We start from the raw sequence: 23834 nt of genomic DNA, 5'->3' as shown, positions 1-23834 counted from the left end.
AGAACCATGAAGAAGCTACTTATCTCGGCAGCCTTGGGAGCAGTACTGGCTGGAGGCTCGGCAATCGGCTCACGCGCGCAGGAGCCGATGAAAATCGTTTTCACACATCATTCGTCGGCGTCAAACCCGTTCTGGCAAGCTGTGAAGAAGGGGTTTGACGACGCCTGCGCCAAGATCCAGGCCAATTGCCAGATGGTCTTCACGCAGACCGAAGGCTCGATCGAGCAACAATCGGCCAACATGCAGGCGGCGCTCGCGGCAAACCCGGACGCGCTGATCACCTCGATCGTCGACAACAATGCCTTCGACCAGATCATCGCCGACGCCCGCGCTGCCGGCGTCACGGTCATCGCATCCAATGTCGACGACACCGAGGGAGCAGCCGGCAATGCCCGCCAGGCTTTCATCGGCCAGGGCTTCATTCCCGCCGGCTACGAACTCGGCAAGAAGATGTCCGAGTTCTTCCCCAAGGAAGGCAAGATCAGGGCCCTCGTCGGCGTCTCCGCGCCCGGTCAGAACTGGTCGGAACAGCGCGCTGCCGGCGTCATGAAGTTCCTTGAGGAATACAAGGCCGCGAATGGCGGACGCGAAGTGGTCATTGAACGGCTCGACACCGGCACAGATGGCGCCGTCGTCGCCGATCGTGTTGGCGCCTATCTGTCTGCCCACCCGGACACCACGGTGTATTTCGACACCGGCCTTTGGCATGCCTACGTCGCCCAGGTACTGATCGATCGCGGCATCGAGCCGGGCAAGGTGCTGATGGGCGGCTTTGATATCGTCTCGGAAGTCCTGCAACAGATGGAAGCGGGTTATATCCAGGTCCAGGTCGACCAGCAGCCCTACATGCAGGGCTTCATGCCGGTGATGGAAGCCTATCTCGCCAAGAACGTCGGTCTGCTGCCGGCAGACATCGACACCGGCAAGGGCATCATCGTCAAGGAAGACGTGCCAAAGCTCAAGGGACTGGCCGCAAAGGGCGTGCGGTAGGCACGAAGCCGGCGTCCTCTCCTCGTTCTTACGGGGAGAGGTCGGCTGGACAAGGGGGAGGGCCAGGCAACACGGTCTTAGGCGTTGGCTCCGTCCCCATCCTCCAGCGGCATCTTCCCCGTCAAGGGCGGTAGAAGACAGACTGCCGCCATCCCCTTTGCCGATGCGATAACCAGCGGAAACGATCCCGAGCCGGAGCGAATGATGAAGCGTTTGATGAAGATTTATCTGGAGAAGCCGGAGCTTGCGGCGGTCGTGTTCCTGCTCCTGCTCCTCATCGTCTTTCAGATTCGCTCGAACGGCGTATTTTTGAACACACAGAACCTTCGCGGAATGCTTGGGCTGCTGCCCGAAATGGGGCTGGTCGCGATCGGCGTGACCCTGCTGATGATATGCGGTGAGTTTGATCTTTCGGTGGGCTCGGTCTTTGCGCTGACCCCGATGACCATGGCGGTGATGCTCGCGGCAGGCGTTCCGTTCGCGCCGGCCTTTGCCGCCGGCCTCGCGATCGCTGCCCTCATCGGCTTCTTCAACGGGTTCATAACGATTCGTTTCGCGATACCAAGCTTCATCACCACGCTTGGTATGCTGTTCATCGCGCGTTCGCTGACGGTGGTAATCTCCGGCGGCTTCCCTCCTGTCATACCAGCTAACGCTCTGCCCAAATGGCTGTTTACGGTCTATGTGGGACCGGGCGACCTCTTTCGCATGTCGTTCTTCTGGTTTCTCGCCATGGCAATCCTGGTGACCGTGCTCCTGTCGCACACGAATTTCGGCAACTGGGTGCGCGCCACCGGCGGCTTTCTGCCCGCCGCGCAATCGATGGGCATCCCGACGGCCCGGGTGAAGGTCGCCTGCTTCATGATCTGTTCGGTGCTCGCCGGCTTTGCCGGTACCATTCAGGTGATGCGGCTCGGCGCCCCGCTGCCGTCGATCGGCGAGGGGCTGGAGCTGCAGGCCGTGTCGGCTGCCGTCATCGGTGGCGCCTCGTTGGCTGGTGGCATCGGCACCATCTTCGGCGGCATCATCGGGGCTGCCCTTATCCGCGTCATCGACAACGGACTGGTGCTGAGCCAGGTTGACGCCAACTGGTTCAAGATGGCGATCGGCTTTCTGACTATCTTCGCGGTCGTCATGAACGCATGGCTTCGAAAGCGGGGCAGGGCAATGAAGGTGGAGACCTGATCATGGCGGCCCCCATCATCGCGATCAAGGGACTCCAGAAATGGTATTCCGGCGTCCACGCCTTGAAAAACGTTACGCTGGATATCTATCCCGACGAGGCACTGGGCCTCGTCGGCGACAATGGCGCCGGCAAATCGACGCTGATCAACATCCTCTCAGGCACCCAAAAGCCCGATGGCGGCGAGATCAGGATCGAAGGTGAACCGGTCCGCTTCTCTAACCCGCGCGACGCCATGGAACGCGGCATCGAGACGATCTACCAGTACAATTCCATGGTCCCGACCATGACCATCGCCCGCAACGTTTTCATCGGACGCGAGCCGGTGAAGGGTTCGGTTTTCGGTATCGGCATCCTGGACCAGAAGCGCATGCGTGACGAAAGCGTCAAGGCGATCGCCGACGTCGACCTGCATCTGCGGTCGCCCGACGCGCTGGTCGGCGAACTGTCGGGCGGCCAGCGCCAAGGCGTGGCGATCGCCCGGGCCATGCACTTCAAGTCGAAAGTCATGATTCTCGACGAGCCAACCAACCATCTCTCGGTGAAGGAAACGCGAAAGGTGATCGGCTTCGTTCGTGGCCTCAAGGCCCAGAACATCACTAGCGTCTTCATCAGCCACAACATGCATCATGTTTTCGAATGCTGTGACCGGGTCGTGGCGATGGCGCGCGGAGAGATCGTTCTGGACAAGCCGATCGGCGAGACTTCGATCGAGGAAATCCACGAGGTGCTGTGACGTGAAGAAGCAATCACTCGCGAGCCACTCTGCTGGTGGAGATCAGTCTGCGCTACGGCTTTTCCGTAAGGATCGCCTCAGCGGTTTTCTCGTCGGTGATCAGCACATCGACGACACCCAAGCGCAACACGGCGCGCAGCACCGGAACCTTGTCGAGGCCGCCGGAGGGCAGGATCACAGTGTCGACGTCGCGCAGATGTTCGGGGGCGAGGCCGATGACGCGACTGTTTAGCGGGTGATCGACCAGTTGTCCGTCGGCGCCGATCCAGTGGCCGCAAATATCGCCGACAGCTCCGGCTTGGCGGAGCGATCTGAGATCATCGTCCCCTACCAGTCCGATCCGAAAGATGGTGGCGTCCTTGTGCACCGCGCCCACCGAAACGAAAGCGGCGTCAACGTCGCGGGCATGGGTGAAAGCATCTTCCAGAATTGACTGGCGCATAAGCAGATCGCGTGTGGCCTCGGTATCCGTGAACACCGGTGCTGCGATGTAGAAGCATTCCGCGTCGAAGAGCGCCGCGAGCCGGGAAGCGATCTCGTAGATGTTGATCGCCGATCCACGTGTGAGCCCGCCAAGCAGGGAAACGATCGACATTCCTTTGACCGGGCGCACGGTCACCGACCGCAGACTGAGCTGGAGCGTCCGCCCCCATCCCACGCCCACCGATATCCCGTCACGGATTCTAAGCGACAGGGCTTCGCCGGCGGCGGCTGCGATGACCTGTGGCACCAGAGCAGGATCCGGCGGTGTCGGGACCACGATTGGATCCGAGACACCATAGGCGTCCCGCAGCCGATTCTCCAACTCGATGCAGTTCGCCACCTTGGAATTGATGCGAATCTGAACGATCCCCCGCTGGCGCGCATGCGCCAGCATCCGGTTGACGCGAAGGCGGGTCAGGCCAAGAGACTTGGCGATTTGCGCCTGGGTGAGGTCACCGACATAAGCAAGCCAGGCGGCGCGCACGAGCAGCCCTTCCTCGCGATCGGCCGTGACGGAACTCGTTACGGCTTGGCGGCCGTCGCGTTTCTTTCGTGCTGGTTTCTCCATCAGATCATCCTGTCCACTCCGCGGCAGCGGGTTCAGAGCGGGCTCGGCCGAGCCATGTGCTCATCGATATGAGGCATCAATCGAGTTTCCCCGGCTCCGCTAGCCTCGATGATAGCGGTCGAAGGACAAAACCAGCGGAGCATCATGGCAAATCGCGTCGATGATGGCAGTCGTCAGCGGCAGGCGATCATGGGGAAGTACACCCCGGCCCATCATATTCTTCAAAGCCTGACCAAGGTCCAGCGCCAGTTGCGCCCCCTCAACCGTGTCCGAACTCATATGTTCGCGCTTCGCCACGGAATAGGGCAGGCCGCGGCCGAGCAGGCGTCCCATGCGACCGTTACGGCCCGCCTGGCAGGTCACATAAAGATCGCCGGAGCCGGCCAGCCCCAGCACTGTTTCGATTTTTCCACCCAGAGCTTCGACCAGAATCGCCATCTCGGCGAGGGACTGCGAGAAAAGCGACGAGGCAAGGTTGTGCATGAGCGCACCGTCGGGCGCCTTGCCGTCTCGCTCAAGCAGCCCGACGGGAGCCCCAACGGCGAGTGTATAGAAGTTCTTGAAAGCGGCGCAGATCTCGACGCCAATGAGATCGGATGATGGTCGCGCATGATAGAAAGGCGCGCGCAGGATGCGTGACGCCGCGGCCAGCTGGTCGGGATCGTGCCCAGCCACGATCACGGAGGTATCGCGCTGTGCGGCCAGTTCGCCGGCAATGCAAGGTCCGCCGACGGCCATCACCGAGATCGACAAGCCAGTACGTTGCTCAATCTCGCGGGCAAGCAGATGCGGCAGGATTTCGATGCCTTCCTCGCTCGCGGCGAGTCCTTTCGTAATCATAAGTATCGGCATGGGCGACTTGATGCTTTCAGCAATGCGGTCGATCGCCCAAGGAACGCCGGCCGACGAGACGCCGAGTACAAGCAGGTCGGCTCCATCGTTCATCGCCGTCCCGAATTCGGTCCAGGAACAGGCGGCTACCGCGTCAGGCAGAGTGATGTTGAGGCGAGGGTGATGACCTGTGTCGGCCACAGAGCTGACGATCTCCTCGTCGAGATGGGTGCCGACAAGAGTGATGCGGTTACCCGCGTGAGCGGCCGGAAGCGTCATCGCAGAGCCCATGACGCCAGCGCCGAGGATAATGATCTTCGCCATTCAGCTTCTTTCCTTGTCCAGCCGCTCGCCGCTGCCTTGGTCGAACAGGTGGATTCGCTCAGGCGCTGGCTCCAGGTGGATCACAGCTCCAGGAGAGAGCTCCATGCGGTCATGCAGCACCGAGCAGATCGCAATGTTGCCCATGGCGGCAAAGATATGGATTTCGGGGCCAGTCGGCTCGACAACCGTAATTCTCGCCGGGATGCCGCGCCCGTCTGCCACAGGTCGAAGATGTTCGGGCCGAATGCCATAGATCACCTTTTGGCCGGGCCGGACCGCAGCCTCTGGCGGAAGCGGGAGGGATAGCTCGTCGGTCCGCACCACCCAGGCGTCGCGCTCGGAAGCCACCTCGCCATGGAACATGTTCATTGCGGGCGAGCCGATGAAGGAGGCGACGAAGAGGTTTGCCGGGCGATCGTAGACATCAAGCGGGCGCCCGATCTGCTCGATCTGGCCGTCGCGCATGATGACGATGACATCGGCCATGGTCATGGCCTCGATTTGGTCATGCGTGACATACACGGTGGTGGTCTTCAGCCGCTGGTGGAGCTCCTTGATTTCCGTGCGCATTTGCACGCGCAGCTTGGCGTCGAGGTTGGACAGCGGCTCGTCGAACAGGAAGACAGTTGGGTCTCGCACGATAGCGCGACCCATGGCGACGCGTTGCCGCTGGCCGCCCGAAAGCTGGCGGGGATACCGTTCCAGATAAGGGGTCAGATTGAGGATCGATGCCGCCCATCCGACCTTCTGTTTGATTTCTTCGTTGGGGCGTTTCTTCAACTGCATGGAAAACGCCATGTTGTCGAAGACGGTCATATGCGCGTAAAGCGCGTAATTCTGGAAGACCATCGCGATATTGCGGTCTTTGGGATGAAGTGTGTTGACGACCCTGTCTCCTATCGTGATCTCACCGGACGTGATGGGCTCGAGCCCGGCTATCATGCGCAACAGTGTGGACTTGCCGCACCCGGACGGCCCCAACAGAACGACGAACTGGCCATCCTCGATCGAGAGATCGAGTCCATCGATAATCGAGAGGGCGCCATAGTCTTTCTTTATGTTGCTGATGGTGACAGACGCCATAAATTGTTATCCTTCGATTGCCCTTGCCGGTTGGGTTCAACTTTCGCCATGCGAGTCATTGGCGACGGTCGGATGCGGTCTCACCATTCGCTCTCCAGAAACTCCTCCAGCAGCCCTGCATCGGCGGCCAGATTGACAAAGGACCATCGGCCACGGATTTCCCGCGAATAGCGAATGGCGTCGTGCCAAAGCGCGCGCGGCAGGCCTAGTTCCGTGCCGGTGACCGGCCCCCCGGCAGCCTTGAGTGCTGCCTCCATGCGGGCAACCGGCATCGCCATCGGCCGAACCTCCTGGCGCAGTGCCGGCCAGATTTCCGCAAGCCTGCGGTTGAAGATTTCCGTCTGGCGGACGTCGAGAGCCGTCTTCCTCATCTCGGCAATGCAAAGTGGTCCGAGCTGCGCGCCATAGCGGGCCAGCATCGCCGCCTCGTCGATGGCGGTCGGCTTCACCTGCGGCGGTTCGTCCATGTCGAGCAGCCGCGCTTGCAGACGCGCCATGACCATCGACGCAACCCCCACCTGCTGACCGTGCGTGGTGCCGGGATGATGGTCTTGCGCGAACATGTCGACCCAATGGGAAATCTGGTGCTCTCCCATGGATCCAGGATGGGAAACGCCGGCGAAGCACACACCCATCGAGCACAGCGTTAGGACGCGCTGGAGATGCCCGACGGCGGTGATGTCGTGCCTGGCAAGGCCAGGCGCATTGGCCAGCATCGGCTCCTCATCGCCCGCCTGCAGCAGGTAGGGCACGGCAGAATAGTAGGTGTCGAACAGCCGATGCGAAGCCCACCAATCGATCTGGGCGGTGGGACGACAGAGGCTGTCGCCAAGCCCGGCGGCGCTGAGCCAGGCGGGTGCTGCAGCCGACACGCCAAGGTCCAGGAAGATGCCCCGCGGCGCGTGCGAGGGCAGCGAGATCTTGAGCCCGGAGGCCAAGGTCACCGATGCTGTCGAGGCGCCGTAGCCATTCATCGAGGCGGCCGTGCCGAAGACGGCATAGGGCCGCTCGTCGAGGAAGGTTGCATGCTTGCAGCTGTCGTTGAGGACGCCGGACCCGACGGCGACGACCCCGTCGGCATGACGCGTCTTCTCTCTGACCATCTGGATCGTTGCCTCATCGCAGTCGAGTCCGTCAGGCAGCACGATTTCGTCGATGTTGGCGATGGCACGCAGCGCCTTCGCGACGCGCCGGCCCATCACATCGACGGTGTTGATATCGGACACAACTGCGATGCGGCTGCCTAGCGCCAGGGGCGCAACGAGATCCGCCTCGCGGCCCTCCGTCGTCTCCAGCAATTCGATCGTCTGGAACGGCAGGATCGTGGCCGCGCCGGTCTTGGGATCTGTCCAGCGTCCCGCGACAACGTCCTCGATCAACGCGTTCCAGTTGGTCGTTTCAGCCATGATCGGCCTCCATGAAGGCCGCGAGGCGCTGGTTCCAGGCTGAAAGCGTTGGCCAAAGATCGGCATGGATCGCAAGAAGTTCGGCGTAGAGCTCGGCCCGTCTCGTGTCCGGTTCGAAGGTTTTGGCCGGCTCGCTGGCCATTGCCAAGGACGCTTCGGCGATGGTGGAAAACCAGCCCACGCCCTTTGCCGCCGCCATCGCCGCGCCAAGCGAGGAGGCTTCCACCGTCGTCGAACGCTTTATGGGACGATCGAGTGCATCCGCCAGAATTTGCATCCACAGGTCGGACTTCGCTCCTCCACCGATGGCTATGAACTGGTCGATGGTCTGGGCGGCAGCCGCAGCGGCCCGCTGACTTGTCGCGGCCTGATGCAGCGCTATGCCTTCCAGCACGGCGCGATAGATGTCGCCGCGGCGGCTGGAGCCGGATAGCCCGGCAATCACACCACGGGCCGCGCTATCCCAGTGCGGGTCCATGACGCCCTGCCAGTAGGGCAGGAGCATTATGCCGCCTGCGCCGATCGGGCTCGCAGCGGCTTCGGCCTCGAGCGCCTCCAGAGCATCGCTTGCGCCATGCAGATCGACGCCAAGCATTTCGCGCGCCATCCAGTCGACGAGAAAAGTGCCGGCGCGAAGGCACGTCTCATAGATATAGCCGTCATCGGCGACCGCCGTCTCGGTGCGGAAGGCCTGGTCGTGGACGTAGTCCGTGCCGAAGCTGCCGGAGACGACCGCCGTGCCGAGGTTGATGTAAGCGCATCGCGGCTGCAACACACCAGCGCCCGTTCCGGCGCATTGACCGTCGCCGCCGCCGGCGACGATCGGCGTGCCCTCGCGCAGGCCGGTCGAAATGGCCGCTTCCGAAGTCAGTTGGCCCAGAACGGTGCCGGGCCTTGCCAGGTCCGGCATCATGCGCCGGGCGATGCCCGCTGCGGCGAGTATTTCGTTCGACCAGTCCATAGCTCGCATATCGAGTATGCCCATCGGGTCGGCGGATGCGGTGGACGTCACCCACCGGCCGCTCAAGCGAAAGACCAGATAACCGTGGACTTCGGCCATTCGCTCCACGCGGGCAAAAATCTCGGGCTCTTCCTCGCGAAACCAGATCATGCGGTAAAGGCAAGGAATGACGTCCAGCGGCTTGCCGGATATTGCGTGGACGCGTGCCGCGCCGAAGCTCTCGCCGAAGCGGCGTGCTTTCCGCCGGGCGCGCTCATCGAGCCAGAGCGTTGCCGGCCCGACGGCCTGGCCCTCCTCGTCGAAAAGGCCGAAGCTCTCGCGTTGGTTGGCAATCGCAAGGGCGGCAATGCGTGCGGGCGAAACTGTTGCCGCGACAGAACGAAGCGCCGTGACCGTCGAGGCCCACCATTCGGCCGGATCCTGCTCGAAATAGCCCGAACGCGGGTTGGACATTGCAAGCGGTGCACGACCTTCAGCCACGGCCAGACCATTGCGGTCCCAGGCGATCGCCTTGGTTGCCGAGGTCGAGGAATCGATGCCGATGACGAGATCCGGAACCATTGCCGCCACATTGCCAAACGGCGAGGGCGGCCGAAGCCGCCTTCGCCCAAATCACCGACTAGCCGCTAAAGACCGGCATCCTTGACTTTGCCGTCGACAATGCCGGCAATGGCATCCAGGCATGCCTTGGCATCGCCGCCATAGTCCTGGCCCGTAAGCAATTTGCCGAGTTCAACCGGGATGTCGTTGTTCGACAGATCCGCCCAGATCGGCATGTCCGGCTCCGATCCCATCTGGTTGTCGATAGTGTATTTGATCGCCTCGAAATGGCGTGTCGTTCCGGGCCCGACAACAGCCTTCGCCTTGACCCGAGGATCTGTAAAAGAGGAATTGCGCATCGGCGAGGCGCCGCCGCCGAGCGTCGATACCCGCGCCATCACATCCTTCGAGCAGACCCACTGCATGAACAGCCATGCTGCTTCCTTGTTCTTGGAATATTGCGACAGCGAGATCGTCGAGCCACCTTGGTGGCCGACGGCCGGGATTTCGTTGAAGCCGCAATCGGCGGCGGCGCGGCGGCCAGGAACCTCCTTGGGCGCGGGCAGGGCCTCGAACAGGCCTTTGACCTTGGAATCGTTGGCGTCGAAGCCGGGGAAATCCTCGCCCCAGGTGATTGCCATGGCGGCCTGACCCTGTGTCAACGCCTGTCCCTGACCGTCCCAGGTCCAAGTCGTCGCCGAGGGCGGCGAGTTTTTGACCAGCTCCTGATAGAATTGCAGTCCGGCCACGCCGCGCTCGTCATTGCCGACAAACTTCTTGTCCTTGTTGAAGATCGAACCGCCATGGCCCCACAATGCGAAGGTCCAGTCGCATTCCAGCGAATAGTGGCCGGACTTCGCCTGGCACGCTGTGCCGAAGATGCCGTTGCTTTTTTCTGCCTCTGTGAGCGCCTGCACGGCCTTGAGGTAGGCGTCGAGATCTGTCGGCAGCGCAATATTGTGTTTGTCGAAAAGATCCTTGCGGTACATCAGGATGAAGATCGGAATATCGAATGGAATTCCGCACTGTTTGCCGTTGTACATGGCGATGCCGTCGACCAGCGGCTTGGAGAAATCGTCCCAGTCGAAGTTGGGCATCGCCAGTTCTTTGTTCTGGTCATAATACTCGCGCGGATCGACGACATCTTGTGCAAATGTCGCCATCCAGGACTGGTCGAGATAGTAGACGTCGTAGGTGCCAAGCTGGCCCTGCACGTCTTGCGTGGCCTTGGCGAGAACCTGCTCCAGCGGCACGATCTCGACTTCCACCTCAATGCCGGTTGCCTTGGTGAATTCACCCGCGACAAGCTGGTTGGCCACGATCGTTGGCGGCGTCGCTTCCGAAGTGTAGCGGATTTTGGTGCCGGCGTATGGTTTGCCGACGTCGGCCAGCCACTTCAGCATATCGGCGTCCTGGGCGCGGGCTTCTTCAACCCCGAGGCCCAGCATCCCCCGATTGGTGCGGCCACCACCTAGCATAGCCGATCCGAAGGCAGAAAAGCCGACACCAGCGAGCGCCATCTTCCTCATGAAGTCGCGTTTGGTTATTCGGCGCGCCGTAAAGTCATTGCAGGTATCGGCGACGAATGTCTTCTTGTCGTGTTCTCTGAAGCTCATGATCGTTCCTCCGTTGCGTTTTTGTCGTCGTTCTTCTCGCCTGCGCCTCACTCCTTCAGGGACCCGAGGGTGAGGCCGCGGACCAGATGCCGTTGAACCAGCAGGATAAAGATGAAGCTGGGTATGATCGCAGACGTGCCGAGCGCTGTGATGTAGCCCCACTCGGTCGCGGTCGAGGTGACAAAGGTGGAGATCTTCACCGGCACAGTGCGGATCGACGTTGTCAGGAACAGTGAGAGCAGGAACTCGGTCCACGAAAAGATGAAACACAGCACAGCCGTCGCAGCGATGCCGCCCTTGACCATGGGAAGGACCACGCGTCGGAACGTCTGCCAGCGCGTCGCGCCGTCAATCAGCGCCGCCTCGTCAACCTCGCGCGGAACATCGTCGAAGAACGACTTCAAAAGCAAAACCGCCAGCGGCAGGTTGATCAAACTGTGAACGAGGATGAGCCCCGTATAAGTATCGCGTAAGCCGAGATCGCGGAACATGAAAACGATCGGAATGACGATCGCGATTGGCGGCATGAAGCGCTGCGAGAGAATCCAGAACAGGAAGGACTGCTGGCCGCTGAACTGCATTCGCGACAGGCAATAGGCGGCCAGAGTGGCCAGCAGCAGCGTCAGCGCCGTCGATCCGACGGCTATGACGGCGCTGTCGAGCAGCGACTGGCGGGAATCGTAGGAGCTGGCGCCACCCTTGATGACCCCGGCCGCCTCGCCGCCCTGTTCCATGCCGATGTCGACGCGCGAAACGCCAAGCAAGGTCACACGGTAATTGTCCGGCGTCGGCGTGAAATCGACGTAGACCGGTCCGCTGCGGTCGAAGATCGCCGAATAGGGTTTGATGGACGACAGCGCCCACCACGCGATCGGGAACATGAAAATCGCCACCACCAGGACGGCGAGCACGTCACGGGCGATGGTTTGGGCGCGCGACGACTCCATCAGAACCTCACCTTGAACAGCCTGACGAACAGGTTCGACACGACGATCAAGACGACGAGCACGATCAGCGACAGGGTCGCGGCATAGGGAAAGTCTCCGGTGAAGTAGATACGGCCAGCGTAGAATGAAAGCGTCTCGGTGGCCGTGCCAGGCCCGCCGGCGGTGATGATGTAGACGTAGTCGTAGATGCGAAAGAGATCGACGCCGCGGATCAGCACCGCGACCGCTATCACCTTGCGCAGCATCGGCAATGTGAGCCGCAAGAACGTCTGGATGCCGCTGGCGCCGTCGATCGCCGCGGCTTCGAAAGGTTCCTTCGGCAGCGCCCTGAGCCCTGCCAGGATGATGAGCACCATGAACGGCGTCCATTGCCATATGTCTGCCAGCAGGATCGCCGCCAATGCGGTTCCGGGCTGCGTCAGGATCGGCTGCGCCGGCGAGATCAGGTCGACGGCATAGAGGTAGAACGACAGGACGCCGAAAGAGCCGTCCTGCATCAGCAGGAACATCATTCCGGTCACCGCAGGCGGCACCACCAGCGGCAGTGTCATCAGCGCCCGCAGCACCCCGTAACCTTTGCGATCGGTGTCAAGCAGAAGCGCGATGAGGATGCCGAGCGCAAGCTGAACCGCAAGCGCGACGAAGGTGTAGATCAGCGTGGTTTCCAGCGAATACCACATACGCGCATCCGAGAAGGCGCGCGTCCACTGGTGGAGCCCGGCGAAGTCAAGCTGCCGGGAGACGACATTGCGTTTGTGAAACGATAGCCAGACCGAATAGGCGAGGGGATAGATGCCGAAAACGAGAAGCATCACCGTGATCGGCGCGAGCCAGGGGAAAGGATGCTCGGCCGTCATGAACCGGGGTAGCGCCCACCTGGAGGTCGGCCGCGTGAGGGCTGCGCTGCTCACGCGCAAGTCTCCGCTCGGTGACCGAGATGCATCGGCCTTCTCCCTATCGGCCAGATTCTGCCAACTTGAACTTTTGTAAGTTTGTTGTGCCTTTTGTTAAGAACGTGTCGGACGGCCGCCGATTTGTCAAGTCGGTTCCATCAGTGCTCAAGGGATTGCTCGCGGTCCCACGGGACGCCGTCATCGCCGGATATGGAGTTCCGTTTGTAGGGAACGCCGCTGGCAATGCCGTGTATCAGCATCAAAAGCGCGAGGGCCGCCGCCAACTTGGCGGCCCAAGAAGCTACGGAACGCGTCCAGGAGATTGGGAGGACACGCCGGGGCTTTTTGGAACTCCTCCGGGCCCATCATTGTCGTTATTTATCAATGCTTTAGCGCTATATTTTGGCTCAGTTAGCCAAGTCATAGCTGGCGAACCTTCGAGTAGCGCATTGATATTGTTGATTTATGGTGGGCTTCCGAGGACCGCCGGTCGATTTGCTGCGCAAATGGGAGACATAAACGGAATCGAACGCGCGTTTCAGTTGAGGAGAAGCTGATCTTCCTACGGGTTGCCGCTATCGTCGGTACATGCGCAACGTTGCGTCGGGGCGATCAGTGGCTCCAGTCGGCATGAAGCCAGCCAGCAGCGCAAACAATGCGGTCAATCAAATCGCACCAAAATCATCTGTACATACATCGGCTACTCGGGTTTCTCCTCAAGCTTTTCATCTCCGAAAGAATTGTCTCCCAGGTGCGGCTCGATATCCGAAGCTTGGCGATTCTATCCCGCATCCTTATCACGTCCGCACCCTCAGCGCCTGCTCCAGCCTGTCGGCAATCTGGGTGACGATATAGGCAATCACCATGTAGATCACGACGGCAATCACGAAGGCTTCTAGGTAGTAGTAGTTCAGCGCGGCGGTCAATTGGGACTGGGCGAAGATATCGACAACCTCGATGGCGAACCCGAGGGAAAGTGCCTTCATGATGACCATCATCGAGGTTGTCAGGTCGGGAATTGCGGTGAGGGCCACCTGGGGAAATAGGATCCGTCGGAACAGTTGGCCGCTTGTATAGCCGAGCGAATGGGCGGCGTCCGACTGACCGGTGTCGAAGGCGTTCAGGGCTCCTTTGATGATTTCCGCTTGGAACGCCGCAACGCAGCCGGTGACTGCAATGACAAGGATTACCCAGTTGGGCGTTTCGTGGGCGTTGAAGTTGATCGCGAGCAACGAGAGCAGGAACTGGAATGCCGGGGGCAGACCGAAATAGGCGAGGAAAATCACGATCACCATCGGAACGCCTTTGAAGACGACCTTATAGGCCATGATGAGCTGTCGCAGCACGGGGATCCGCCTATGTTCGACGAGCGCAAAAAGGCTGCCGACGATCGTGGACAGGATGAAAATCGTGAAAGCCATGCCGAGCGTCACGGGTACGGCGCCCAGAATTTCCTGCGAGTCCTGGAGCAGAATATCGGTATCAAACATGGTCGGATTACCCCTTACGTCACACGCTCGCGACGGCCGCGTTCTTGATCTGAGCTGTTGTCGTCGCCTCTGGCGCTTGCATTGGCGAGCGAAGCTCGAAGAAGCGCACGATGAGCCACGCGACGAGGCACATCAGCGAATAGATAACCGCCAGCACGAGGTACGTTTCGAACTGGTACTGGTTATAGTCGCGCTCCATGATCAAGTGCGCGGTCGCCATCACATCCGCTGCCCCGATGTACATGACCAGCGCAACGTTATGGATCAGGTAGATGATGGCGTTTCCATAGCCCGGCAATGCGAAGTGCACCGCTTGCGGGCCGACTGCGCGGGTGATCTTCTGTCGGAAGGTATATCCCAGACTGTCGGCCGCATCATGCTGGCCGCGATCGACGGCCAGGTATGCAGGTCGCATGACTTCCGACAGATACCCTCCATGATAGAGGCTCAGCCCCACCATCGCAGCGATCGTTGCAGAAATAAAATCCTCGGCGCCGAACAGGATCACCAACAAGGGCAGCCCGTAGAACGCGACGAATAACTGCAGGACGACGGGAACACTCCGGGCATAGGACACGTAGAGGTCAGTCAGGTGACTGATCACCGGTAACCTCCGAACTCGGAGTGTTGTCGCGACGAGAGCCAAGCAAAAGCCGACGACCATGGCCGTAACGGTGATGGCGAGAGTCAGCGGCAACGCCGAGAGCAACTCGGGAATCATAGCAGAAACATCCACTTTGAAACGCTCCTTCTTGCAATTCAGCCTTACCGCTGGCTATCGCTACATGGTTGGGAAAAGGTCCTGTTACTTCATGTATTTGACGATGTCCTCGCCGAACCATTTCTGCGAGAGCTTTTCGATCGTGCCATCGTCTTTTAATTCCTTGAGAACCTTGTTCACATCGTCGGCTAAAACCTTGTTTTCGTCCGACCTATGAATCAGCATGTAGGTGTTGTTGCTGAAGACCGGATCGGATGCCACGATATCGAGCTTCTTTTCCTCGATGACGGTCTGCTCACCGAGATTCGAAGGCAGAACAAGCGCGTCGAATTTGCCGTTCTGAACTTCGTCCAGTCGGTTGGGATAGGGAATACCGGCGCTCGATGCCGTAACATCAAGCTTGTATTGTGGATTTTCTTTTTGCCAGTTCATGATGAACTTGTAGGTGCCGCCGCCGGCCGTGGTCGGAACGATCCTCTTGCCGACCAGGTCCTTCATTTCCTTGATGCCGCTGCCTTTTTTGCTGTAGATCTTCATCAGGCTGGCGCCCATGGGGTTTTCCGGAATGAAGAACTGCTTGGCGCGCTCAGGGGATTTGTAGTAGCCACCGACGGCGATGTCATACTTGCCCGTGGCGAGGCCGGTTTCCTGCGCGATATCCGAAACACCTTCCATTTCGAACTTATACTGCGGCAGCTTTGCGTTGATCGCTCTCAGAAGATCGGGTTCATAGCCTTGCGGCTCTACGCCGATCGCGCCCCATGCCAGCGGCTTGGATTCGGCAGACGTCGCGATCTTGATCGCGCGAACGGTCTGACCATTGCTGATCCCCGCGGTTGCAAGAGCAATTGCGATGCCGCCGGCAACAGCCAGGGCAGCGCGACGGGAAAAACTGGATGTGATTGCAGACATTTCTTAGGTTCCCTTCTTGTTGAGCTATTGAAAAGCGAGTTCTGACTGCAGGAATTGAGCAAGTCGTGGGCTGGATGGTGCATCGAAGATCTCAGCTGGACTGCCATCGGCGGCAACCACGCCACGATCCATGAAGACGATCCGGTTCGAGATGTTCTTTGCGAATTGCATCTCGTGGGTCACAAGCAGCGAAGTGATCCCTGACGACGTGACATCCTTGATCACCTTCAGAACTTCACCGACGAGTTCAGGATCCAGCGATGACGTAGGCTCATCGAAGAGCATCACGTCGGGACGAACCGCCAGCGCACGCGCGATGCCGGTGCGCTGGAGCTGGCCGCCCGACAGCTGGGACGGATAGCTGTCCCGCTTCGCTGAGAGACCGACCCGGTCAAGCTCTCGCAGCGCGATTTCACGCGCCTCGTCCGTTGACTTGCGCTGCACGACGACCAGCGGATCCATCACGTTCTGGAGGACGGTCATGTTCTTGAAGACATTGAACTGCTGAAAGACCATCGCTGTGCGAAGCCGGATCGCCTGGACAGCGGTCTTGTCGGCGCGCTGGTAGTCCATCCGAATCTGGTCGAACGCGATGGTTCCTGACGACGGCTTGGCCAGGTAGTTGATGCATTTCAGCAGCGTGGTCTTGCCGGTGCCGCTGGGGCCGATGATCGACACCACGTCACCCCGCTTTACCGAGAGATTGACGCCGTTCAGGACCTGCGTGCTTCCGTAAGACAGCTTTACATCTTTGAGTTCAAGCATTTCTGGTTGGTCCTTCAGAGTGGGGGGACGGACTGCTTTGACCGTATGCGACGTCATCATCCGCTCTCCGCGTGGCCGAGAACGTGCATCAGCCGGTTTGCCCAGCCGAAGATCGCTATGGCGTGGACAAGGTCGATGATCTCGGCATCATTCATGCCCACGGCACGCAGCGAGGCGATGTCGTCTACCGTTGCTTCCGACGGCGCCGCCGACAGACGGCGGGCAAAGCTGTAGATTGCCGCATCGCGCGGCCCGAGCGCCTCGGGTTTGTCGAGATAAAGCGCGGTGACCACATCATCGCTCTTGGTCAGCTCTGCATGGCGGCGGGCGTGAACAACGGCGCAGAATTTGCAGCCATTGACGATCGAGGCACCCAATGCGCCAAGTTCGCGGTCGCGACGGGCAAGCCCGCCTTCGACATACATGATCGCGTTGAACAAGACGGTGCGGGCAAGATAGCTCTCGGGATCATGCACAAGGGTGCGCACATACTCCGAAACTTTCTTGGCCGATGGCGTGACCTTCATCGCTTCGAGCTGTTCCGGCGTGGCCTCGGAGAGCTCGACCGGTGCGATGTGGGGATGCCAATTGAGCGGCTTCAGGCGAACAGAGGAAATCATGCCAACCTCAACAATCGCAGACCGGTCGCCACTCGGGTCTGAAAATTGACGAACGCAATCAGTTCGGAGAGTGCGACGATCTGAGGATTGTTCAGTCCGGCCGCAGCGAGGAGGGCGATGTGGCTCGCCTCCGCCTTTTTCGGCATCAGCGTGATCAGGTCGACGTGACGGGCGATGGTCGCCAATGGCTCATCGAGATCCGTTTCGCCCCGAGCCAATGCCCTGAGCTGCTCTGTCGGACCAAGTTGGGCCAGTTGCACATCATATTCGGCCATCAGGACGGGATCGGCATTCAGAGCGGCCATGCGACGGGCCAGAGCAACCCTCAAATTCGGCGCCAGCCCCTGATCGTTTGCCGGCTGCAGGACGGAGAGGCGACATTCCTCCGCCCCTTGCACAAATTCGGGCCGAAACCGCCGCGCAGCGAAAAGTGCATCGTTCGGCGAAATACCGGCGGCCTTGTCCATTGCGTCGATCACAGCGCGGCCTCCTTATGCAGCAAGGGTGTTGAATCGACCCATTCGTCGCCCAGAAGCTCGGGCGTGTCGTAGGCGATCAGATTGGCGAAGTGGGTTTCGACATCTTCGGCAAACAGCGACGCGGCAATGCCGCGGACCAGACGGTCGGCACCGGCACTGACGGCCGGGATATCGCCGGAGACCTTGCCGTGGGTCAGCATGGCGGCATCGTTGAAGCAGTGGATATGTGCTAGCATCGGGCAGGAGCCGGGAACGTGTTCGCGAAATTCGAAGGCGGGACCGAGATCTGGCGCCTCCGACATGCCTGTACGAGCCGGCCCCATATCCGGTGTATATCGGCCATCCGACCAGGTGCGGATGTGTGGGGCGAGTGCTGCAAATTCCGGGCGGTCGCTGAAATCGTTTGAAAAGCCGGTTGCCGCGATCATGAAATCGTAGCGCATCGGCCCTTGTGTGGTTTCGACCAGAAGGCCTTCGGCATCTTCCTTTACCGCGACTATGCCGCAGTCGAGAAAGAACCGGGCATTCGCACGACGAGACACCCGAAGCGTCGATGAACGCGGCGGCGGTGTTTGGGTCGAGGCGGTATAGTCGAAGAATTTCCACTTCCAGGCATCGGGCAGGTGATAAATGCCATGTACAACGCCCTGGCTGCCTATGCCGGTCAGCTTGTTGATGCGCGGCATTTCCTTGCGCCGGATCAACATGTCGACCGAGCCGGCTCCGGCCTCGAGCGCCGTCGCGGCATTGTCCATCGAAGAGGCACCGGCGCCGATAACCGCCACACGCTTACCTTTCAGTGCGTCGAAATCGATGTCGTCGGCAGAATGGGCCCAATAGGCGCGATCGATGCCCCTGAGGAAATCGGGCACGGCAAAACCGCCGAGACCGGACCGACCGGTGGCCAGAACGAGGCGACGGGTGAGAACCCGGCCGGCTTCCGCGCCCTCGATATCGATTGCAATCAGATCACCAACGGCTGCGACGCCGGTCATGCGCACGCTGTTGCGCACCGGCAGACCAAGAACCTTCCGGTACCAGACCAGGTAGTCCATCCACTGGCCCTTGGGGATTTTGTCCAGCGACTGCCAGGCCTCAGGTCCCCATTGTGCCGTAAACCAGGCGCGGAACGTGAGCTGCGGCAGCCCGAGCGACGGACCGTGGAGGGTTTTCGGCGAGCGCAGCGTCTGCATACGCGCAAAAGTTACCCATGGTCCTTCGAGCCCGGCCGGAGCCGCATCGTAGGCAACGACATTGGTTATCCCGGTCAGCACAAGCTTTGCCGTAGCAGCAAGTCCGCACATGCCGGCGCCAATGACAACGACGTCACGGACCGGGGCGCTATCGTGCGTGCGCTTGGGGACCCAAGGCTTGGCGGGCAGCTCGAGAAAGTCGAGATCCTGCGCGAGCTGGGCTTCCAGCGCGGCAAGGCCGCTCGATGCTGCCGGGGTGGGAATATGCTTCATATTCCCGTCCCGTTATTTGTGCCCGAGGCGGGATCGGTGACCAATTGGCCGGCCAAAGCTGGATCGAGTTTCCTGAAACCGGCGATCGACCGTTCAGCCACCGCTTCGACCGCATCCATCAGCGCCTGCGCAACTGGACGAAGGGGACGGTTTGCGGCAGCCACAACACCCCAATAAAAGAGAACGGTTACGTCGAGAGGGCGAATGACGACACCGGGCAGGGGCACGCCGTATGCCGTGAGGGGATCGATGACAGCCGCGACCCCAGTCTGACGCACGATCTGCAACGCGCCATAGGCAGTATTGGTCCGGATCACTGGGCCGGTGTCGATGCCGCGAGCCGCCAGCGCTTTGGCGACGTGCAACTGAAAACGCAGTGGATTGAGCAGCGTGGCGACGCGGCGGCCGGCAAAACCCGAAAGCGGCACGACATCAAGTTCAGCCAGCGGATCGTCCTCCCGCACGGCAGCGACGTCAGGCGCCGAGTACAGCCGTAGAACATCCAGTCCGGGCGTATCGAGCGGCAGGCTTGAAAACCCGATCTCGGCGCGTCCGCTGCGCACCTCCTGGGCTACGATCGAAGGAAGAAATTGCCCGAGATGCGTCTCGTGTGGAAGCTCGGCACCTTGGAGCTCGGCCAGGGCCGTCGGGATCAAGCCGGTCCCGATCGCAGATGTTGTGACAATCTGCAGGATCCGTCCCCTGCCGGCGGCGATCATTTTGGCTCGCGCTGCGAGTTCGGTGAAGGACATCAGCAGGCGCCGCGCTTCCTCTTCAAAGGCGACTCCCTCTTCAGACAACTGCACCCGTCGGCCGATCCGGTGCAGCAATTCGAAGCCAAGCTCGGCCTCGAGATCCTGAATCGTGCGTGTCACCGCAGGTTGGGAGCGCCCGAGCATGTCAGCCGCCTTGGTGATGCTGCCGCTGGCGGCAACCGCAAGAAAAGTCTGAAGGTCCCGGGTTTCCATGGTCTCCTTCATGCGCAATCCGTATGATTGACATCGTCTCATTCGTTTTTGATATATGTCAAGCGGAAACTAATGTTCGTTGCGGCTTTGTGCATTTGGCCGGCTTCAGAGCCGGAATCCCTGGCGGAGGCGGACGAGGACGGCAGACGCGACTCCGGCTTGCGGAACCTCCTGATGAAAACTTTCATGTGTGACGACGGCAAGGATTCTCGAACCACAAAGCCAGCAACAGGAGGAATATTATGCGCGTGAGTATTCTGGGCGCCGGAGCAATTGCTTATGGCCTTGCCGCGTATTTGGCAGGATCGGGACATTCGCCAACGCTTTGGTCACCGTCGGGACAGCGCACCAGGGCGTTGGCTGCGGGTGAATTATTGAAAGCCACAGGGGATATAGACGCGACGGTGCTGGTGCGCATTGCCAAGGATTGCACGGATGCCGTCGCCAACGCGGACGTGGTGGTGATTGCGCTTCCGGCCTACGGCCACAAGATGGTGATGGATGCCGCCGCCCCCCATCTGATTGATGGAATCCCGGTCATCATCAGTTCGCATTGTTCGTTCTCGGCGCTTTATCTCTCCAAGCGGTTGGCCGAACGCAAGGTCTCGTTGCCGATCGTCGTTTGGGGCACAACACTATTGACTGGCCGCCAGCTCGGACCAACCGAAGTCCATGTCACCACCATTCGCCAGAAGCTTGACGTGGCGACGCTGCCTTTCAGTTACCAGGATCAAGGACACGAACTTTGCACGACCTTGTTCGGCGATCGTTTCGTCCAGCGCGACGGGATGCTTGCGATCGCGCTCAGCAACCTCAACCCGCAAAACCATCTAGGTATTGCGCTTCTTAACCTGACACGCATGGAGAAGGCCGAGCAATGGAGCCAGGGGGGAAACGTCACTCCCGCCGTCGGCCGTCTTATCGAGGCTCTGGATGCCGAGCGGCTGGCCATCGCGGCCCATTTCAGCATCGCCGTTCGCACCGTCAGAGAGCATTTTTCACTGTCGTTCCATGTTCCGATGGGAACCGTTTCGGAGATGAACCAGGAGATGGAGCGCCAAGGCCGTGGCGGCTTTGGCCCGACAACCATCGAAAGCCGCTATATTCTAGAGGATGTTCCGTTCGGACTGCTGCCGACCGTACTACTGGGGAAGCTAACGGGGAAACCGGCGATACTCCACGAGTCCGGAGTTTCGATATTATCGGCAGCTTGTGGTCGCGATCTCAAGGCAGATAATGATATTCTTCCTGCGGTCGGCATCGAGGGAATGGCAAAAGCCGATCTTGAAAACCTTTGCCGTAAGGGATTCTAACAACTCTTCACAATGGAAACAGTGGAAGTCAGCATAGCCAATATACCCGATAAGCCGGCAATGCGCCGGCGAGCAGGACATGGTTTCGGCATTCCTTGAAACGTTTCGTCCGCGCCTCTGACACTGAGCCGCCGGACTTAGGCCTCTCTCCATTGTTGTTGAGCCGGTCCTCATTCGGAGTTGTCGTCACTAGTTTCGCCACCAAATGCGAGAACATACGAAGGATATGGTTAGGCTAACCACCCGCTAAGTAGTTGTTTTCGTTGAAAAGACCACGTCGCTCCGGGCCCACCATTGTCGTTATTTATCAACGTGTTAGAGGTTATTTGTGCCCTCGGTTAGCCAAGTCCAAGATGGCGAACCTGCACGCATCGCTTTTGATTTCATTGACTTGTTGTGGGCTACTGACAATCGGAAGAGGCGGGTGAGGAGATCGTGGTCTACCACTCGTCGAGGTTTCGCAAGTAGCAGCTTTTGGTTGCGCCTAGCCTACTCCGATAACATAGCGAGCACTTGCTGCATGAGATCGCGCCAGATCACCGGCCGCAGATGGTAAGGTCAGGAGGGAGGATAAGGTCGGCCCGTTGCGCGGCAGGTCGTCGGACGGCTTGGTCGCGTCATGAGACGACATTTGCATCTTGTGCGACGAGCGTCGCGATCCGACCCGTTTGCTGTCGTCCGGAACGCTCTCATTCGGAGCGCTTAAGTGCATTTCCGTTCATTCATTTTCGAGCATGCTATACTCCGCCTCGGAAAGTAGCCATTGATGGCTAGGATTTCTGTTCGTCTGCGGAGCCAATGGGATGGGCAGCTCAGATCGACAGCAATGCAACAGCGGCTCCCTGGAAGAGACGGATCAGCTCGCTCTCGGTCGTGAGGCTTACGAAGAAAGGGCGTGGGGCGACGCCTATAGGTTCCTCTCGCACGCCGATGAGACGGCTCCGCTTGCTGTGGATGATCTCGAACGGCTGGCGATGTCGGCCTATTTGACTGGGCGCGACGAGGAGTACCTGCGGGCCTTGGAGCGAACCCATCATGCATATCTCGACGCTGGCGAATACCATCGCGCCGCCCGCTGCGCCTTCTGGCTGGGCCTGCGTCTTGTCTTTCGTGGGGAGATGGCTCCGGCGACCGGCTGGTTTGGACGGGCCCATCGACTGCTCGAACGCGAGCCACATGATTGTGTCGAACAGGGTTACCTGATGCTGCCCCACGTCGAACAGAATCTTGCTGCGGGCAACCTTGAGGCAGCCTACGCTGCGGCCAGCGGCGCAGTCGAGATTGGCGAGCGCTTTGCGGACGCGGATCTCGTTGCCTGTGCGCGGCACCTGCAGGGCCGTGTTCTGTTACGTCAGCGGCGGACCACAGAAGGTTTCGCGCTTCTCGATGAGGCGGTGGTTTCGGTCACGGCCGGCGAATTGTCGCCGCTGCTTACCGGCCTGATCTACTGCAGCGTGATCGAAGCGTGTCAGCAAGTCCATGCTCTGGGTCGCGCACGCGAATGGACTTCCGCTCTGGGGCGATGGTGCTCGGAACAGCCCCAGCTGATCAGTTTTAGCGGCACCTGCCTGATGCATCGCGCTGAAATTAAACGGCTCAGCGGCGCATGGCAGGACGCAATCGACGAAGCGCAGCATGCCGTGGAGCGTTTGACGCAGTCAAATAATCGAAAAGATACGGCTGGGGCGTGGTACCAGTTGGCGGAAGTACACCGCCTCCGTGGAGACTTTGAAGCGGCCGAACAGGCATATCGGAGTGCAAGCCAATATGGCTTCGAACCGCAGCCGGGCCTTGCCCTGTTGCGGTTGGCCGAAAGGCACATCGATGCGGCTGTGGCCGCAATCCGGCGCGTCATGGCCGCGACGACCGACCAAGTGAAGCGCATTCGGCTGCTGCCAGCTCACGTCGAGATCATGCTGGCGGCTGACGACATCGAGGAAGCACGGCGTGCCTGCCACGAACTGGCGGACGTTGCAGAAAGCTACGGGACCGAACCGTTGCGCGCCCTTGCCGCCCACGCGCGGGGAGCGGTGGAACTGGCAGAAGGCGAAGCGCAGGCCGCGGCGATTTGTCTGCGCCGGGCAATAGAGGAGTGGCAGCAAGTCGACGCGCCATACGAAGCAGCGCGCGTACGGGTCATCATGGGCCTGGCATGCCGCGCCCTCGGTGACGAAGACGGCGCGACACTGGAGCTGCAGGCAGCACGGACAGTATTTCAGCAGCTTGGTGCCACGCCCGACGTTTCTCGCATCGATGCTCTGCTTGACATGCGGTCGGAGGAAGCCAGCGGTCTCTCTGCCCGCGAGTTGCAAGTCCTCCGCCTGATCGCTTCTGGCAAAACCAACAAGGAAATCGCCAACGAACTGCATTTGAGCGGAAAGACAGTGGACAGGCACGCAAGCAATATCTTCAACAAGCTCGACGTCCCCACTCGCACCGCCGCCACCGCTTGGGCCTACGAGCACCGCCTAGTCTGAGCGTGCCCGGCAATGGGTGGAATCACCCATGCATCGTCGGCGCCGATTGGGTAGTTCGCCCG

At 60.3% G+C, this 23834-nt stretch carries 21 protein-coding genes; 5 read left to right on the top strand and 16 right to left on the bottom strand.

Annotated features, from left to right (window positions below):
* Positions 1-6 precede the first annotated feature (6 nt).
* The 3 genes from NKH29_RS24600 (at position 7) to NKH29_RS24590 (ending at position 2909) form a co-directional block, all read left to right on the top strand.
* The gene (locus NKH29_RS24600; RefSeq protein WP_352848460.1) at positions 7-990 is read left to right on the top strand and encodes a sugar ABC transporter substrate-binding protein; all 984 of its coding nucleotides are present in this window, start codon (positions 7-9) and stop codon (positions 988-990) included.
* A 204-nt stretch (positions 991-1194) separates the two neighbouring features.
* A complete protein-coding gene (locus tag NKH29_RS24595; protein WP_353000753.1) occupies positions 1195-2175 on the top strand; it encodes an ABC transporter permease in 981 nt (326 codons plus the stop codon).
* A 2-nt stretch (positions 2176-2177) separates the two neighbouring features.
* Positions 2178-2909 (top strand): ATP-binding cassette domain-containing protein, encoded by a 732-nt coding sequence (locus NKH29_RS24590; protein ID WP_031194992.1) that lies wholly within the window; start codon positions 2178-2180, stop codon positions 2907-2909.
* 52 nt (positions 2910-2961) lie between these two features.
* On the opposite strand, the gene NKH29_RS24585 is transcribed toward NKH29_RS24590, so the two are convergent.
* From NKH29_RS24585 to NKH29_RS24510, 16 genes are all read right to left on the bottom strand, one after another.
* Positions 2962-3876 carry a sugar-binding transcriptional regulator gene (locus NKH29_RS24585; protein WP_352717644.1) on the bottom strand — a complete coding sequence of 305 codons (915 nt, stop codon included), beginning with the start codon at positions 3874-3876 and terminating at the stop codon, positions 2962-2964.
* A gap of 183 nt (positions 3877-4059) precedes the next feature.
* Positions 4060-5115, bottom strand: a complete 1056-nt coding sequence (locus NKH29_RS24580) for an NAD(P)H-dependent glycerol-3-phosphate dehydrogenase (protein WP_353000751.1) — start codon at positions 5113-5115, stop codon at positions 4060-4062.
* Positions 5116-6198 carry an ABC transporter ATP-binding protein gene (locus tag NKH29_RS24575; RefSeq protein WP_023722153.1) on the bottom strand — a complete coding sequence of 361 codons (1083 nt, stop codon included), beginning with the start codon at positions 6196-6198 and terminating at the stop codon, positions 5116-5118. It abuts the gene before it with no gap.
* Between the two features lie 80 nt (positions 6199-6278).
* On the bottom strand, positions 6279-7604 hold the full coding sequence (locus NKH29_RS24570; protein ID WP_353000749.1) for an iron-containing alcohol dehydrogenase: 1326 nt from the start codon (positions 7602-7604) through the stop codon (positions 6279-6281).
* The gene (locus tag NKH29_RS24565; protein WP_353000747.1) at positions 7597-9126 is read right to left on the bottom strand and encodes a xylulokinase; all 1530 of its coding nucleotides are present in this window, start codon (positions 9124-9126) and stop codon (positions 7597-7599) included. The genes NKH29_RS24570 and NKH29_RS24565 overlap by 8 nt, the downstream gene beginning before the upstream one ends.
* Positions 9127-9191: 65 nt before the next feature.
* Entirely contained in the window at positions 9192-10721 is a 1530-nt protein-coding gene (locus tag NKH29_RS24560; RefSeq protein WP_023722150.1) for an ABC transporter substrate-binding protein, read from the bottom strand.
* Positions 10722-10768: 47 nt separating this feature from the next.
* Positions 10769-11668 (bottom strand): carbohydrate ABC transporter permease, encoded by a 900-nt coding sequence (locus tag NKH29_RS24555; protein ID WP_023722149.1) that lies wholly within the window; start codon positions 11666-11668, stop codon positions 10769-10771.
* Positions 11668-12579 carry a carbohydrate ABC transporter permease gene (locus NKH29_RS24550; RefSeq protein WP_352590931.1) on the bottom strand — a complete coding sequence of 304 codons (912 nt, stop codon included), beginning with the start codon at positions 12577-12579 and terminating at the stop codon, positions 11668-11670. Before NKH29_RS24550 ends, NKH29_RS24555 begins: the two co-directional genes overlap by 1 nt.
* A gap of 779 nt (positions 12580-13358) precedes the next feature.
* Positions 13359-14051: an amino acid ABC transporter permease gene (locus tag NKH29_RS24545; protein WP_352484293.1), complete on the bottom strand. Its 693-nt coding sequence runs from the start codon at positions 14049-14051 to the stop codon at positions 13359-13361.
* Positions 14052-14070: 19 nt separating this feature from the next.
* On the bottom strand, positions 14071-14787 hold the full coding sequence (locus NKH29_RS24540; protein WP_353000745.1) for an amino acid ABC transporter permease: 717 nt from the start codon (positions 14785-14787) through the stop codon (positions 14071-14073).
* A gap of 69 nt (positions 14788-14856) precedes the next feature.
* The gene (locus NKH29_RS24535; protein ID WP_353000742.1) at positions 14857-15684 is read right to left on the bottom strand and encodes a transporter substrate-binding domain-containing protein; all 828 of its coding nucleotides are present in this window, start codon (positions 15682-15684) and stop codon (positions 14857-14859) included.
* A 24-nt stretch (positions 15685-15708) separates the two neighbouring features.
* On the bottom strand, positions 15709-16449 hold the full coding sequence (locus NKH29_RS24530; RefSeq protein ID WP_023721559.1) for an amino acid ABC transporter ATP-binding protein: 741 nt from the start codon (positions 16447-16449) through the stop codon (positions 15709-15711).
* Between the two features lie 56 nt (positions 16450-16505).
* Positions 16506-17069 (bottom strand): peroxidase-related enzyme, encoded by a 564-nt coding sequence (locus tag NKH29_RS24525; RefSeq protein WP_352484296.1) that lies wholly within the window; start codon positions 17067-17069, stop codon positions 16506-16508.
* Positions 17066-17548 (bottom strand): CMD domain-containing protein, encoded by a 483-nt coding sequence (locus NKH29_RS24520; RefSeq protein WP_023723195.1) that lies wholly within the window; start codon positions 17546-17548, stop codon positions 17066-17068. The genes NKH29_RS24525 and NKH29_RS24520 overlap by 4 nt, the downstream gene beginning before the upstream one ends.
* Positions 17545-19014, bottom strand: coding sequence for an NAD(P)-binding domain-containing protein (locus tag NKH29_RS24515; RefSeq protein ID WP_023723196.1), 1470 nt, complete (start codon positions 19012-19014; stop codon positions 17545-17547). Before NKH29_RS24515 ends, NKH29_RS24520 begins: the two co-directional genes overlap by 4 nt.
* A complete protein-coding gene (locus NKH29_RS24510) occupies positions 19011-19994 on the bottom strand; it encodes a LysR family transcriptional regulator (RefSeq protein WP_352484297.1) in 984 nt (327 codons plus the stop codon). The genes NKH29_RS24515 and NKH29_RS24510 overlap by 4 nt, the downstream gene beginning before the upstream one ends.
* A gap of 230 nt (positions 19995-20224) precedes the next feature.
* Here NKH29_RS24510 and NKH29_RS24505 point away from each other — a divergent pair, with 230 nt between their 5' ends.
* Both NKH29_RS24505 and NKH29_RS24500 read left to right on the top strand, forming a co-directional pair.
* Positions 20225-21295: an NAD/NADP octopine/nopaline dehydrogenase family protein gene (locus tag NKH29_RS24505; RefSeq protein ID WP_352817326.1), complete on the top strand. Its 1071-nt coding sequence runs from the start codon at positions 20225-20227 to the stop codon at positions 21293-21295.
* A gap of 803 nt (positions 21296-22098) precedes the next feature.
* Complete coding sequence (locus NKH29_RS24500; protein ID WP_353000739.1) at positions 22099-23772, top strand: LuxR C-terminal-related transcriptional regulator; 1674 nt, start codon at positions 22099-22101, stop codon at positions 23770-23772.
* Positions 23773-23834 lie beyond the last annotated feature (62 nt).

It is taken from the genome of Mesorhizobium sp. M1295 (genome assembly GCF_040318135.1).
Classification (GTDB): Bacteria; Pseudomonadota; Alphaproteobacteria; order Rhizobiales; family Rhizobiaceae; genus Mesorhizobium.
The sequence above is the reverse complement of the archived record's forward strand: the minus strand, read 5'-3'. Positions and strand labels throughout refer to the sequence as shown.